The sequence below is a fragment of the Yersinia aldovae ATCC 35236 genome, assembly GCF_000173735.1.
GTDB lineage: Bacteria > Pseudomonadota > Gammaproteobacteria > Enterobacterales > Enterobacteriaceae > Yersinia > Yersinia aldovae.
In genome coordinates, this window is sequence record NZ_ACCB01000049.1 from 15,765 (window position 1) to 30,309 (window position 14,545).

Genomic DNA, 14,545 nt, shown 5'->3' on the forward strand with positions numbered 1-14,545 from the left:
TTATTTACCCCGGCTGTTTTTACTCTCACCAATTAGTTCAGCAATACCGCCGATAGCACCCATCAGGCTGCTGGCTTCCAGTGGCATCATGATAACTTTGCTGTTATTGGCCGAGCCGATATGTTGCAGTGCGTCGGTATATTTCTGTGCTACAAAATAGTTAATCGCTTGAATATCACCGGCGGCGATAGCTTCAGAAACCATTCTGGTGGCCTGAGCTTCAGCTTCAGCACCACGTTCACGGGCTTCAGCTTGTAAGAAGGCTGACTGACGCTCACCTTCCGCTTTTAGAATTTGTGATTGCTTTTCGCCTTCCGCACGCAAAATTGCCGCCTGACGAACCCCTTCGGCCTCCAGAATATCGGCACGTTTAGTACGTTCAGCTTTCATCTGAGCATTCATCGCAGAAATCAGTTCAGCCGGTGGACGCACGTCACGGACTTCAATTCGCGTGACTTTGATGCCCCACGGGTTGGTGGCTTCATCAACGATATGCAACAGGCGACCGTTGATGTTGTCGCGTTGGGACAACATTTCATCCAACTCCATTGAACCTAAGACGGTACGGAAGTTGGTCATGGTCAGATTGATGATGGCTGATTCCAAATTGCTGACTTCATACGCCGCTTTCACCGGATCAATAACCTGGATAAAGCAGACTGCATCGATCGCTACATTGGCGTTATCGCGGGAAATAATCTCTTGGGATGGAATATCCAGAACTTGTTCCATCATATTGATTTTACGACCAACACGATCCATAAAAGGCACAACAATGTTCAGACCTGGCATCAGGGTTTTGGTATAACGACCAAAGCGCTCGACAGTCCACTGAAAACCTTGTGGAACGATTTTGATTGAGGAAAATACCACAATCAGGGCGACGACGATAAGAACAGGGATAACGGTAAACATGTTTAACTTCCTGTCGGTAATTATTTTTGTTTCTTAATATTACGTGACGGGGCGCTAAATGCCTAACGAATGGCCGGTAAAAGCATGTAAATGAGGAAAGGTAAGGTTTCGCAGAGTAAAACTGCGCGAGATGACCCCGCGCAGCAGCAAATAATGTTATCGATAATGAGCGGGAATTACCGTAGCAATGCCTTATCAATACAGCAATGAGTAAAGTTGACGGCGGTATTTTGCCGCCAGCGCATCACCCGTGCCTAACGCGGCTAAAATATCCATTAGCGTCTTACGCGCCGTGCCGTTAGCCGCAGATAAATCTTTCTTCAAATGGCCCAGCAGAAGTTCCAGCGCTTCTTCGTTGCGCCCAACCTGATGCAGTTGTAATGCCAGTTGGACCGCTAACTCAACGTTATCTGGCTGTTCAGTCAGTTGCTGTTGTAATTGCTGGATTTCAGGGGTGTCAGCGGCTTGTTTCAGCAACTCGATTTGCGCAATTAGCCCTTGATAACGGGTATCATGGTCTTGCAGTGGGATAGTCGCCAATACGCTTTCGGCATCTTCACTCCGGTTTAGCTGAATTTGTGCCTCAGCCAGTTGCAGCGCAATGTCGCTGGCTTGCGGGCTACGGTTTTGTTGCATCAGCGCCCAGGCATCTTTTAGTAATGGCAGCGCTTCCTGCACTTTGCCTTCGCTCATCAGTTGTGCAGCTTCTGCGGCCTTCAGCTCTTCAGGTTTTGGTAAAACCCGTTGCAGCAGCTCGCGGATAACCTCTTCCGGCTGCGGCCCCTGGAAACCGTCCACTGGCTGGCCATCTTTAAACAGATAGACCGCAGGAATGGAACGCAGGCCAAATTGCGATGCTACCATCTGCTGCGCATCGCAATCGACACGCGCCAGAATGAATTGACCGGCATACTCGGCGGCCAGTTTATCCAGCACTGGAGTGAGTTGCAGACAGTGCTGGCTGCGTTCAGACCAAAAATAGAACAGAACCGGTGCGCTCATGGATTGTTCTAAGGTCTGGTGTAGGTTTGCTTCGGTAATATCAATCGTTGTCGGTGTTAGCATAAATTATTTCTCTCATCCGTTTTATACCCGTCATACTTCAAGCTGCATGTGCGTTGGCTACACTCTCTCATCCGAATCATTGACTGGCGTCAACTCATCGGACTGTATTCGCTTGCCGCCTTCCTGCAACTCGAATTATTTAGGGTATAGCAGTTAATTGGGGAAAATTATGTTGCTTCAACCCTCATCACTATTATCAAGAATTGCCACGCAGGACTTTATCTAGCAACCGGCCCGGTAATATGCGGCGCAGTATCGTCAATGCATGAGCCACCAGGGTGACCGGATAGCGCAATTTCGGCCGCGAACTTTCCAGCGCATGGCGTAATTTCGGCAAAATAGCCTCTGGCGGCAGAGTAAAGCGCTTGGCGATGCCGGGGTTATGAACCGGTTTGTCCGTCTGGGCCTGATTCACATTTTGCGTGAAGTGGGTGCTTATCGGGCCGGGTTCAATCAAACTGACATAAATTCCGCTGTCATGCAGTTCCATTCGTAATGCATCTGACCAGGCTTCTAACGCATATTTACTGGCGGCATAGGCACCACGACCGGGCGTTGAAACCAGCCCCATCACCGAACTGGTTTGAATGATGCGACCTTCACCGTGGGGCAACATTGCGGGTAACAGCAATTGTGTTAGCTGATGGGTGCCGAACAGATTGGTGGAAAACTGCTTTTCCAACTGCTGGCGTGAAATGGTGTGCAATGGGCCATACAGGCCGAAACCACCATTGTTAAACAGGCCGTATAAGCGCCCGCCAGTCAGTTCAATCACCTGCGCCGCCGCGCGTTCGACACTGGCACTGTCATCCAAATCCAGTTCAATACCTTCCAGACCCAACAGTGTCATCTTCGCCACATCATCGGGCTTACGGCAGGCGGCGAGGACGCGATAGCCTCGGTTTTTCAAGTCTTGCGCTGCAACCAGGCCAATGCCGCTGGAACAACCGGTAATTAATACTGTTTTTTGCATAACTTTACCTGGTGAGTGGTTCTATTTATCTAAACAAGTGGTTAACTAAGACTTATTGGTTACTAACGGCTTGAGTTGTTGCGCCATCCAATCTGCAATGAAAGGTTGCGCCTGTGCGTTAGGATGTAAACCATCATCCTGCATCCACTCTGGCTTCACAGCAACCTGTTCCATAAAGAAAGGCACCAATGGGATACCAAATTGCTGTGCCAGTTGTGGATACATCGCACTGAAGGCATCAGTATAACGGCGGCCGTAGTTGGGTGGAATGCGGATTTGCATCAACAAAGGTTGCGCTTTTGCTTCCAATATCTGATTGATAACTTGCGTGAGATCCCGTTGAATATCCTGCGGTGGGAAACCGCGCAGGCCGTCATTGGCACCTAATTCAATCAGTACCCAGCGGGGTTGATGTTGTTTCAGCAAGGCAGGCAGACGGGCTAAGCCCTGGGCCGCCGTATCGCCACTGATACTGGCGTTAACCACCTTGGGTAATGACGGGGTGGCCTGCCATGTTTTATCCAGCCGTGAAGGCCAGGCTTCGGCAATAGGCAGGCGGTAACCGGCGCTTAAACTGTCGCCGAGAATCAACAGTGTATCGGTTGCGGCGGCACGCAAACTGAATAATCCCAACAGCAAAAGGAAGGGAAGATGCCAGCGGAAAACGTTCTTGAAGTTCATCATCTTAATAAACACGTCGGTCAGGGTGAGCAACAGCTCTCCATCCTTACCGGAGTTGAGCTGGTTGTCAAACCCGCTCAGACAATTGCGCTGATTGGTGAGTCAGGTTCAGGTAAATCAACTTTGCTGGGAATTCTGGCGGGCCTCGATGATGGCAGTAGCGGCGAAGTGAGTTTACTCGGCCACTCTTTGACTGCCATGGATGAAGAAGGGCGCGCGCAACTGCGGGCAAAAAATGTCGGTTTTGTTTTCCAATCATTTATGTTGGTGCCGACACTTAATACATTAGAAAACGTGCAGCTTCCGGCGCTGTTACGTGGTGAAAGTGAGCGCGAGAGTAAAGTGCATGCCATTGAGCTATTAACGCTGGTGGGCCTTGAGAAGCGCCTTCACCATCTTCCGGCCCAACTCTCCGGCGGCGAGCAGCAACGGGTGGCGCTGGCTCGGGCTTTTAGTGGTCGGCCAAAAGTGTTATTTGCCGATGAGCCAACCGGCAATCTTGACCGCCATACCGGTGACCGTATTGCCGACTTACTCTTTTCTCTTAATCGCGACTATGACACCACGCTGATACTGGTAACCCATGATGTGCAACTGGCTGGCCGTTGCCAGCGTCGGCTGCGGCTACAAGACGGTAAATTGTGGGAGGAAGCATGATTTGGCGCTGGTTTTGGCGTGAATGGCGCTCACCCTCACTGCTGATTGTCTGGTTGGCATTAACTCTGGCTGTCGCTTGTGTATTGGCGCTGGGTTCTATCAGTTCACGCATGGAAAAGGGGCTGAGTCAGCAAAGCCGTGATTTTCTGGCGGGCGACAAAGTATTAAGTGCACCACACCCGGTTCCTGAACGTTGGTTGCTGGAGGCCAAACAGCAAGGGTTGATCGTCAGTCGTCAGTTGTCGTTTATGACCATGACTTTTGCTGGTGATCGCCCGCAGTTAGCTGACGTTAAAGCTACAGATTTGGCCTACCCGCTGTATGGCAAATTAGATACACAACCTACCGGAGTGCGGCTTAAGCCGGGGACGGTGCTGGTGGCTCCAAGGCTACTGTCGCTGCTGGGAGTAAAAGTTGGTGACATGTTGGATGTGGGGGATACCTCGCTCAGAATTGTCGGCGAAGTGATTCAGGAACCCGATTCAGGCTTTAACCCCTTCCAGACCGCGCCGCGAATTTTAATCAATCTGGCTGATGTGGGAAAGACCGGTGCGATTCAGCCGGGGAGCCGTCTGACTTATCGCTATATGTTCGCCGGAACGCCTGATGCGGTATCACAGTTTAGCGACTGGCTGACGCCGAAATTGAAGCCGGATCAGCGCTGGTATGGTTTGCAAGAGTCGGGCGGTGCGCTGGGGAAATCCCTACAGCGCGCGCAGCAGTTCTTGCTGTTATCGGCGTTATTGACGTTATTGCTCTCCATTGCCGCTGTTGCCGTGGCGATGGGGCATTATTGCCGCAGCCGCTATGATCTGGTGGCGGTGCTGAAAACCTTGGGAGCCGGGCGCAGTGCGTTGCGGCGGTTGATTATCGGCCAATGGCTCTCGGTTTTAGTATTGGCAGGGTTGTGCGGCAGTGTCATTGGTTTATTGTTCGAGAAAATATTAGTTCGTTTGTTATCCCCGGTATTACCGGCCGCATTACCGGCGGCTGGCGTATGGCCATGGGTATGGTCAATGGGATCGCTGATATTGATTTCTCTGCTGGTGGGTATTCGCCCATACCGGCAACTGCTGGCGACTCAACCACTGCGGGTACTGCGCCGTGATGTCTCCGCTAATGTCTGGCCGCTGCGCTACTTTATTCCAGCGATGCTGATAGTAGTGGTGGGGTTATTGGCCACACTTATGGGTGGTAATGCGCTACTGTGGGCGATTCTGGGTGGCATGGTGGTTTTGGCGCTGCTGCTGGGCGTTATCGGTTGGGGCGGCTTATTACTGTTACGCCGCCTGACGGTCACTCGCCTGTCATTGCGGCTGGCGATTAATCGCTTACTGCGCCAACCGTGGATGACGCTAACTCAACTGGCCGCATTCTCTCTTTCATTTATGCTGTTGGCGCTGTTATTGGTGCTGCGCGGGGATCTTTTGGATCGCTGGCAACAACAGTTACCACCAGATAGCCCGAATTACTTTTTGCTGAATATGACACCGCAACAGGTGCCGCAAGTCACGGAGTTTCTCACTCAGCATCAGATAACGCCGTCGACTTTCTATCCGATTGTCCGAGTGCGTTTGAGTGAGATTAATCAGCAACTGGCGACTGAGCGGGTCGCAGAAGATGCACCCGGTGGCGAGGCGGTTAATCGGGAGCTGAATCTGACCTGGCAGCAGGATTTACCGGCGCACAATATTTTGACCGCCGGTCAATGGCCACCTAAAGCTGATGAAGTGTCGATGGAACAAGGAATTGCTGACAGATTGGGGATTAAAATCGGCGATAAACTGACATTCAGTGGCGATACGCAGTCATTTGGTGCCACTGTGAGCAGTGTTCGTCAAGTGGACTGGGAAAGTCTGCGCCCTAATTTTTACTTTATTTTCCCGCCGGGCGCTCTGGATGGGCAACCACAAACCTGGCTGACCAGCTTCCGTTATCACGGTGACGGAGAGGTTTTGACGCAATTGAACCGCCAGTTCCCGACTCTCAGCTTGCTGGATATCGGCGCGATGTTGAAACAGGTTGGGCAAGTGCTGCAACAGGTTAGCCGAGCGTTGGAAGTGATGGTGGTATTGGTGATTATCTGTGGCACCTTACTGCTATTAGCGCAGGTGCAAGTTGGTATGCGCCAGCGCCGTCAAGAACTGGTGGTTTACCGGACACTTGGCGCAAGTAAACGCTTACTGCGAGGCACATTGTGGTGGGAGTTTGCGTTGCTGGGGCTGGTGGCGGGGCTGGCGGCGGCCATGGGTGCCGAAGCCGCACTTTGGGCATTACAACGGTTAGTGTTTGATTTCCCGTGGCAGCCAAACTGGGTGATGTGGTGGTTATTACCGCTGGCTGCGGCCTTGTTGCTGTCACTGTGTGGTGGTTGGTTAGGGGCAAGGTTATTGCGGGGGCGGGCGCTGTTCCGCAGTTATTAGATTTAGCATTGGTGAGTGAAGGGGTGACCGCACCTCGGGGCGCTCCGATGGCTTACGCCATTACAGCCCCAACGGCACGTTTCCCCTTCATTTGATTTTGTCAGTAGTCTGAAGTCACGGCCAGTACCGTGACTTCAGACCGCTGACACCCTAAGGACTCGACCTTGCAAGGTGAGGACAGGTAGAAGAGTAAAGCGTCCGCGCCAGAGATGGCGCGGCTCGAGCCTACAAGGATGTATTTACGGCGTCTTTACGATCTGCCTGTTTTCACCGTTACGGGCACTTTGTCATTAACCTCAAGTCACGGCGAATATCGTGACTTATTTATGCTTCAATTAAGTTATAATTTAGCTTGCGCCCAGCGCAGGGCGTTTTGGTATTCCGCTGGTAACAACGGGGCCAGTGCCGCCAGGGCGGTGCTTAATGCCGCACCATCGGGATCATTTAAATTCAAATGACCCACTTTGCGGCCTTCGCGCACTTCTTTTTCATACCAATGCAGATGCACCAAGGGCAGTGACAGCCACTCGGTATTCACTGGCGTACCAATCAGATTGACCATCGCAGACGGAGTATTGACCACCGGCGTTGGCAGCGGCAAATCCAAAATAGCGCGCAGATGCAGCTCAAACTGGCTGATAGAAGCGCCATTTTGTGTCCAATGCCCACTATTATGTACCCGTGGTGCCAGCTCATTGATCAACAAACTGTCGCCGACGATAAAGCATTCCATCGCCATCACACCAACATAATTCAGTTTATCCATAATGGCAGACAGCATTTTTTCGGCTTGCTGCTGTAGCTTGCTATTGGGTTGTGGCAAAGCCACACTCATGCGCAGGATGCCATCTTCATGCAGATTATGGGTGAGTGGATAAAAGACCGATTTACCTTGATGGCTGCGCGCACCGACCAGTGAAACCTCGCCAGAAAAGTTAATACCCTGCTCGACAATACATTCGCCGTAAGAATCAGTTGGTAAGCTATCTTGTTCACCGGTGCGCAAACGCCACTGCCCACGGCCATCATAACCGCCAACCCGGCGTTTCACGATGGCAAGCTCCCCCAGATTCGCGAAGATCTGCGGCCACTCGTTGGCATCGGCTAATAACTGCCACGGGGCGGTTGCCAGATTGAGGCTATCAAGCAATTGCTTTTGTGTCAGGCGATCCGCCAGATGTGGGAAAATATCGCGATTAACGAATTCGGCATGGGTGGCAAGCTCACGGGTTAACGCAGTCTCTGGCCAACGCTCAATTTCGGCGGTAATCACACTGTGCTGATAGGGCACGGCTTCTGGCTCGGCATCTAAACCCACCGGGTAAACTGCAATACCCAGCGGCTCACCGGCTTGGCGCAGCATACGCCCTAACTGACCATTGCCTAATACGCAAACGGGTTTCATGCCGTCACCTGTAAGTCTGGCATCCGTGGATCTGGATTATCTAACACTTCGTCAGTTTGGCTTTTACGCCAGCCCGCTAAACGAACGGCCAATTCGGTATCATGCAGCGCCAGTATTTGCGCCGCCAGCAAGGCGGCATTTGCCGCACCCGCTTTACCAATTGCCAGTGTTCCCACAGGAATGCCGCGCGGCATCTGCACGATAGAATACAGGCTATCGACACCACTTAAGGCCGCACTTTGTACCGGCACACCTAAAACGGGCACCAGTGTTTTGGCCGCTAACATACCCGGCAAGTGAGCCGCACCGCCCGCGCCGGCAATAATGACATGTAAGCCATTAACATCGGCTTGTTCGGCAAAGCTGAACAGTTTGTCAGGGGTTCTATGTGCGGAAACAACTTCGACATGAAACGGGACATTGAGCGTGGTGAGCACGTCGGCGGCGAACTGCATAGTGGCCCAATCACTCTTGGACCCCATTACGATAGCGATTTTAACCCCGGCTGGATAAGCCGAATCGAGGTTAGCTCCCATGAGTGTAAAGCTCCTGTGATTGCGCAAGCGTCGGCCAGAACGACTTTACTTAAATCGTGACTGGCGAGAGGGCGTAGAGCATATCATGAGGTAAAGGAGAGGAAAACGGTTGCGTCGCGGCTTTTAGTGGATTTTTAAGTTTTTTATCACACCAGGCAAGGCACGCCTGAAGGCTAAAATGGGAATTTAATCAGTTCAACGTCATCTGCGGTGACTTTAACCATCGACCCTTCTACATGCCAGGCTCCCAGCACCACACGATGGGCTGTAGCGGCGGGTAGTGCTACGGTGTGAACTGCCGGACGATGAGTATGCCCGTGGATCATCCAACTCACATTGTTACGTTGGAAGCTGTCGATCACCGCTTGCGAATTGACATCCATGATGAGTTCGGATTTACCACTGTTGTTCTGTTGGCTTTGGTTACGCATATAAGCAGCTATACGTAACCGAAAACGCAGCGGTAACCACAGGAACAGTTTTTGAATCAGTGGATTGTGTACCCGACGGCGAAAGTGCTGATAGTCGGCATCATCAGTACACAGGGTATCACCATGTAAAATAACGATTTTACGGCCATATAAATCAACGACTTTTTCTTCCGGAAGCAGAGTCATGCCGCTTTCAAGAGCAAAGCGTTTGCCGAGTAGAAAATCGCGATTACCGTGGATAAAATAGCAGGGTACGCCCTGTTGCTGGAGTGATTTTAACGCAGCAGCGATTTGCCGATACAGTGGCTCGGGATCATCATCGCCAATCCAGGACTCGAATAAATCGCCCAGGATATATAATGCGTCAGCATGAATAGCTTCACGCTGGATAAAATGCAGGAAACCGGCAGTGATTGCCGGTTCCTGAACGCTAAGATGCAAATCTGCAATAAAAAGCGTGCTCATTAAGCCGTCATTACTCGCTAATAGTAACGCTTTTGATGATCACATCTTCTTTTGGCACATCTTGATGCATACCGCTGCGGCCGGTAGCAACGTTTTTGATTTTATCAACCACGTCCAGACCATCAGTGACTTCAGCGAATACGCAGTAGCCCCAACCGTCTGGCCGCTCTGAACGGAAGTTCAGGAAGTCGTTGTCGGCAATGTTAATGAAGAACTGGGCAGTGGCAGAGTGTGGATCGTTAGTACGCGCCATTGCCAAAGTGCCACGGGTATTTTTCAAACCGTTGTTGGCTTCGTTCTTGATTGGCGCATCAGTGGTTTTCTGGTTCATGCCTGGCTCAAAACCACCGCCCTGAATCATGAAACCATCGATAACACGGTGGAAGATAGTGTTATCATAGAAACCTTTACGGCAGTAGTTCAGGAAGTTTTCAACGGTAACCGGCGCTTTATCCGCGAAGGTATTGACGACGATGTCGCCGTGATTAGTATGAAACGTGACCATAATAATGTTCCTGCTAGTGTAATAAGTGTGTTCACAAATGAGTCGTAACTCTTTAGACGGCTCTTATATCATATCTGCGAGATTGAGTCAGCACTCGAAACGCGGCCAATACGGGCGAAAAAGTGCTGTATCGAAGGCAGATTTACCGCATAATCTGATGATATCCTTTTAAACTATGCGTTTCGCAAAAACAAAAACCACGGAATGTCCCGATGCTAAAGATTTTTAATACACTGAGTCGCCAAAAAGAGGAATTCAAGCCTATTCATGCCGGTAAAATTGGTATGTACGTATGCGGGATCACCATTTATGACCTGTGTCACATTGGGCATGGGCGTACTTTTGTCGCTTTCGACGTCGTGGCGCGTTATTTGCGTTATTTAGGTTACTCTCTGACATATGTCCGCAACGTGACAGACGTTGACGACAAAATTATCAAACGCGCCATTGAAAACAATGAAACTTGTGAGCAATTGACCACGCGCATGTTGGCTGAAATGCATAAAGATTTTGATGCATTGAACCTTCAACGCCCAGATTTAGAGCCACATGCTACTCATCACATCCCAGAGATTATTGAGCTAACCGAGCGCTTGATCGCCCGCAACCATGCTTATGTAGCTGACAATGGGGATGTTATGTTCTCTGTTGAAAGTGATCCAGATTACGGTGTGTTATCGCGTCAGGACTTGGATCAGTTGCAGGCAGGTGCGCGTGTTGAAGTGGCTGATGTGAAACGTAATCCGATGGATTTTGTGCTGTGGAAAATGTCCAAACCGGGCGAACCTCGTTGGGAATCACCTTGGGGGCCGGGCCGCCCAGGCTGGCATATTGAATGTTCTGCAATGAACGGTAAGCAGCTCGGTGCGCATTTCGATATTCACGGCGGTGGCTCTGATTTGATGTTCCCGCACCATGAAAATGAGATTGCACAATCTACCTGCGCGCATGATGGCCCATATGTTAATTACTGGATGCACTCCGGTATGGTGATGATTGACAAAGAAAAAATGTCAAAATCACTGAATAATTTCTTCACTATCCGCGATGTGCTGGCTTATTACGATGCGGAAACTGTGCGTTACTTCCTGATGTCCGGCCACTATCGTAGCCAGCTTAACTACAGCGAAGAAAACCTCAAGCAGGCGCGTGCTTCATTAGAGCGTTTATACACTGCGCTGCGCGGGACTGATGCGAATGCAACGCCTGCCGGTGGTGCTGAGTTTGAAGCGCGCTTCCGTGCGGCGATGGATGATGATTTCAATACGCCAGAAGCCTATTCGGTGCTGTTTGATATCGCCCGTGAAGTGAACCGCCTTAAAACTGAAGATATGACCGCGGCAAATGCGTTAGCGGCTGAGTTGCGTAAACTGGCGCATGTGCTGGGATTATTGGAACAGGATCCAGAACTGTTTTTACAAAGTGGTGCGCAAACGGACGACGATGAAGTGGCAAAAATCGAAGCGCTTATCAAGCAGCGCAACGATGCCCGCAGCAGCAAAGATTGGGCGCTGGCAGATTCTGCGCGTGATCAATTGAACGAACTGGGTATTGTGCTGGAAGATGGCCCGCAAGGGACAACCTGGCGTCGTAAATAATACGGAGCTGATTAACTGTACCCTAAATAATTCGAGTTGCAGGAAAGCAGCTAACAAACATGCAACTTGAAGTATGACAGGTAGAGGATTAAAAAATTGCGGTTCTGGTGTTCGCCAGCAACCGCATTTTTTTGCCCATATCTTGTACTTTTCACTACTACAGCGGCAGTTTTTTGCAATAACCAGCTAAAACTCGCCGTTGCTGAGGTTATTAGGCTTTAACCTGTACTTTCATACCTTGAAACTCAACAATTTGGTCAGCCAGGATCTTGCAGCGCTTACGCGTTTCTACATTCCCGTCAACTTTTACCTGCCCATCAGCGATGGCAGCTTTTGCTGATGCACCGCTATCGTTCCAACCTTGCAACTTTAATAAGTCACATAGCTCGACGTGCGGGTGTTTTTCCAAATGAAAAATATCCATTACTGTCCTTTCACTCTATTTTCGTTGATGTCGTGATATTCCTCGCAGGCTTGCAAGGTATTTTGTATCAGTGTCGCAACGGTCATCGGCCCGACGCCACCAGGAACCGGTGTAATCCAACCCGCACGCTCAACAGCGACATCAAATTCTACATCGCCGACTACTTTACCACTTTCAAGGCGGTTAATGCCGACATCAATCACGATTGCACCGGGTTTAATCCATTCACCAGGAATAAAATCGGGTTTACCGACGGCGACCACCAATAAATCTGCATTTTCGACATGCTGACGCAGATTGTTAGTAAAACGATGGGTGACGGTAGTGGTGCAGCCAGCCAGCAACAGCTCAAGGCTCATCGGGCGGCCAACAATATTGGATGCGCCCACGACGACAGCGTTCAGGCCATAAGTATCAATGCTATAGCGTTCCAATAAAGTTACGATACCGCGCGGGGTGCAAGGGCGCAGTTTAGGCGCGCGCTGGCATAAGCGACCCACATTATACGGATGGAAACCATCGACGTCTTTATCTGGATGAATGTGTTCCAGGACTTTGACATTATCAATCCCCGCGGGCAGTGGCAGTTGCACCAGAATCCCATCGATTTCACTATCGTTATTCAGTGAATCAATTAATGCTAACAGCTCGGCTTCCGTAGTGGTGGTCGGCAAGTCATAAGAACGTGAGACAAAACCTACCTCTTCACACGCCTTACGCTTACTGGCGACATAAATTTGTGACGCTGGATTTTCACCTACCAACACAACAGCAAGGCCGGGAGCACGTTTACCCGCAGCTAAACGTTTCTGTACCAACGCAGCTACTTCGTTTCGTACCTGCTGCGCAATCGTTTTACCATCTATAATTTTCGCTGACATCAGTGGAAGGGTCCATCAATTAAAAAAGCGGGAATGCGCCTATTTTGTCAGAAGCGGGGCGTGCTGTCAGGCGTATAATAACGATTAATTAACGATTAAATAGCCAGTTGATAAACCATAAGGCGAAAACCCATTGACTCAAAAGCGACTGCCCGTATAATCCAACCCGCAACTGACTACCGGCAGCGTCCTATGCTGCGGTAAATATCAAATGCGCCCTTAGCTCAGTTGGATAGAGCAACGGCCTTCTAAGCCGTAGGTCACAGGTTCGAATCCTGTAGGGCGTACCATGTAAAATCAACGCCTTACACGACTTTCAGTAATTCCAAATTATCCGATTGGGACGAATTTGGGACGTGACCTCCAAAAATGCTATCAATTTGCTTCGCGTGAGCACTCAAGTGACGTGGTGCTAGGTGTGCATACCTCTGTACCATTTCGATTGATTCCCACCCGCCCATTTCCTGCAAAACTGTCAGCGGAACACCTGCCTGAACAAGCCAGCTTGCCCATGTGTGGCGAAGGTCATGAAAACGGAAGTTATCGATTCCAGCCCTCTTTAATGCAAGTCTCCATGCCGTGTTACCATCAACGCGCATTTTCCTGACTTCTGCTGCTTTTGTTCCGTCAGCACTTAGTGCTGGACTTCTGGTGAACAAATACCCATTTCTTATGATTTCCAGCCTGGTCTCGAAGTAACCGGCATGCGGTGTCGTTCAGAGCGACGCCAATTGCCTGACCAGACTTACTTTCCTCTGGATGAATCCATGCAACCTTCCGTTGAAGGTCTACATCTTGCCATTGCAAATCGACAATGTTTGATCTGCGCAAACCGGTTGCCAGCGCAAACACCGCAATCGATTTCAATGGTTCAGAGCATTCGTTTATCAATCGGATAGCTTCATGGGGTTCGAGCCATCTAACCCTTTTCCCTCGCTCTTGCGGCACGCATAATCGCTTTCATTAATGCTAGGTGTTTTGCCTTTGTTGATATGCTAACCGGCACTTCCACAAATGGCTCCACGACATCACTACGCTTCCTCAGCGAACTTGCTTTCGACTCCCAGTTATCCCTATGTTTTCTGTTTGTCATTTTACTGACGGCGGCATAAATTTTTGCTTCGGAAATACTCTTCAGCAAAACACCTTGAAAATGGATGAGCCAGAATCCGATCCGGCCCTTATCCGCATCCAATGATTTTTTATGTGCTTTCTCTTCAAGCCATCGCAAACAAGCATCATCAAATGTCACGTCAGGGAAATCACCTAGGCGCTCTATTCGCCATTGCTCAGACTTTAATCTGTCGTGCAACTCCTGTGCTTGGCGCTTTTCCTCTGTGCCAAGAGACTGTTTAATGCGTTTTCCGTCCGGTGCCGTGAAGTCGGCATACCAAACGGAACCCCTGCGGAAGATTGACATTGTATCTCCTTAGTCGCCCCGCCGCCGATCACGGACACAGTGTGTACCGGATCGCTTAATGCAGCAATACAGGCCTTTCGAGTTAGTAGGTAGGGTGATTGTTGTTTGCTTGGGTCTTTCCGAGTTGCAGCCAGGCGGCCTGATGAAATCCTATTTCTTTGCTGTT

The 14,545-nt window shown here is 50.3% G+C and carries 13 protein-coding genes, 1 tRNA gene and 1 pseudogene; 4 read left to right on the top strand and 11 right to left on the bottom strand.

Annotated features, from left to right (window positions below; genetic code table 11):
- From YALDO0001_RS17165 to tesA, 4 genes are all read right to left on the bottom strand, one after another.
- A complete protein-coding gene (locus tag YALDO0001_RS17165) occupies positions 1–915 on the bottom strand; it encodes an SPFH domain-containing protein (protein ID WP_004704953.1) in 915 nt (304 codons plus the stop codon).
- A 195-nt stretch (positions 916–1,110) separates the two neighbouring features.
- Entirely contained in the window at positions 1,111–1,980 is an 870-nt protein-coding gene (locus tag YALDO0001_RS17170) for a co-chaperone YbbN (protein ID WP_004704955.1), read from the bottom strand.
- Between the two features lie 196 nt (positions 1,981–2,176).
- Complete coding sequence (locus YALDO0001_RS17175) at positions 2,177–2,953, bottom strand: SDR family oxidoreductase (protein WP_004704956.1); 777 nt, start codon at positions 2,951–2,953, stop codon at positions 2,177–2,179.
- 45 nt (positions 2,954–2,998) lie between these two features.
- Positions 2,999–3,634: a multifunctional acyl-CoA thioesterase I/protease I/lysophospholipase L1 gene (gene tesA, locus YALDO0001_RS17180; protein WP_042840406.1), complete on the bottom strand. Its 636-nt coding sequence runs from the start codon at positions 3,632–3,634 to the stop codon at positions 2,999–3,001.
- Here tesA and ybbA point away from each other — a divergent pair.
- Positions 3,605–4,291, top strand: coding sequence for a putative ABC transporter ATP-binding protein YbbA (ybbA, locus tag YALDO0001_RS17185; RefSeq protein ID WP_004704959.1), 687 nt, complete (start codon positions 3,605–3,607; stop codon positions 4,289–4,291). The genes tesA and ybbA overlap by 30 nt on opposite strands.
- Positions 4,288–6,714: a putative ABC transporter permease subunit YbbP gene (gene ybbP, locus YALDO0001_RS17190; protein WP_042840407.1), complete on the top strand. Its 2,427-nt coding sequence runs from the start codon at positions 4,288–4,290 to the stop codon at positions 6,712–6,714. The genes ybbA and ybbP overlap by 4 nt, the downstream gene beginning before the upstream one ends.
- Before the next feature lie 340 nt (positions 6,715–7,054).
- On the opposite strand, the gene purK is transcribed toward ybbP, so the two are convergent.
- The 4 genes from purK to ppiB all read right to left on the bottom strand — a co-directional run bounded on the left by purK (position 7,055) and on the right by ppiB (position 10,056).
- On the bottom strand, positions 7,055–8,119 hold the full coding sequence (purK, locus tag YALDO0001_RS17195; protein WP_042840408.1) for a 5-(carboxyamino)imidazole ribonucleotide synthase: 1,065 nt from the start codon (positions 8,117–8,119) through the stop codon (positions 7,055–7,057).
- The gene (gene purE, locus YALDO0001_RS17200; RefSeq protein WP_004704966.1) at positions 8,116–8,655 is read right to left on the bottom strand and encodes a 5-(carboxyamino)imidazole ribonucleotide mutase; all 540 of its coding nucleotides are present in this window, start codon (positions 8,653–8,655) and stop codon (positions 8,116–8,118) included. The genes purK and purE overlap by 4 nt, the downstream gene beginning before the upstream one ends.
- 173 nt (positions 8,656–8,828) lie before the next feature.
- A complete protein-coding gene (locus YALDO0001_RS17205) occupies positions 8,829–9,551 on the bottom strand; it encodes a UDP-2,3-diacylglucosamine diphosphatase (RefSeq protein WP_004704968.1) in 723 nt (240 codons plus the stop codon).
- Between the two features lie 10 nt (positions 9,552–9,561).
- The gene (gene ppiB / locus YALDO0001_RS17210) at positions 9,562–10,056 is read right to left on the bottom strand and encodes a peptidylprolyl isomerase B (RefSeq protein ID WP_004704971.1); all 495 of its coding nucleotides are present in this window, start codon (positions 10,054–10,056) and stop codon (positions 9,562–9,564) included.
- A 212-nt stretch (positions 10,057–10,268) separates the two neighbouring features.
- On the opposite strand from ppiB, the gene cysS reads away from it, so the two are divergent.
- The gene (gene cysS, locus YALDO0001_RS17215) at positions 10,269–11,654 is read left to right on the top strand and encodes a cysteine--tRNA ligase (protein WP_004704973.1); all 1,386 of its coding nucleotides are present in this window, start codon (positions 10,269–10,271) and stop codon (positions 11,652–11,654) included.
- Positions 11,655–11,865: 211 nt separating this feature from the next.
- Here the strand turns inward: cysS and ybcJ are convergent, their stop codons facing one another.
- Together ybcJ and folD are read right to left on the bottom strand one after the other, a co-directional pair.
- On the bottom strand, positions 11,866–12,078 hold the full coding sequence (ybcJ, locus tag YALDO0001_RS17220) for a ribosome-associated protein YbcJ (protein WP_004390634.1): 213 nt from the start codon (positions 12,076–12,078) through the stop codon (positions 11,866–11,868).
- Entirely contained in the window at positions 12,078–12,959 is an 882-nt protein-coding gene (gene folD, locus YALDO0001_RS17225) for a bifunctional methylenetetrahydrofolate dehydrogenase/methenyltetrahydrofolate cyclohydrolase FolD (protein ID WP_004704975.1), read from the bottom strand. Before folD ends, ybcJ begins: the two co-directional genes overlap by 1 nt.
- Before the next feature lie 213 nt (positions 12,960–13,172).
- On the opposite strand from folD, the gene YALDO0001_RS17230 reads away from it, so the two are divergent.
- Positions 13,173–13,249 (top strand) — tRNA-Arg (locus YALDO0001_RS17230).
- A gap of 15 nt (positions 13,250–13,264) precedes the next feature.
- On the opposite strand, the pseudogene YALDO0001_RS20435 reads toward YALDO0001_RS17230, so the two are convergent.
- Positions 13,265–14,379 (bottom strand): annotated as a pseudogene (locus YALDO0001_RS20435) (site-specific integrase).
- Positions 14,380–14,545 lie beyond the last annotated feature (166 nt).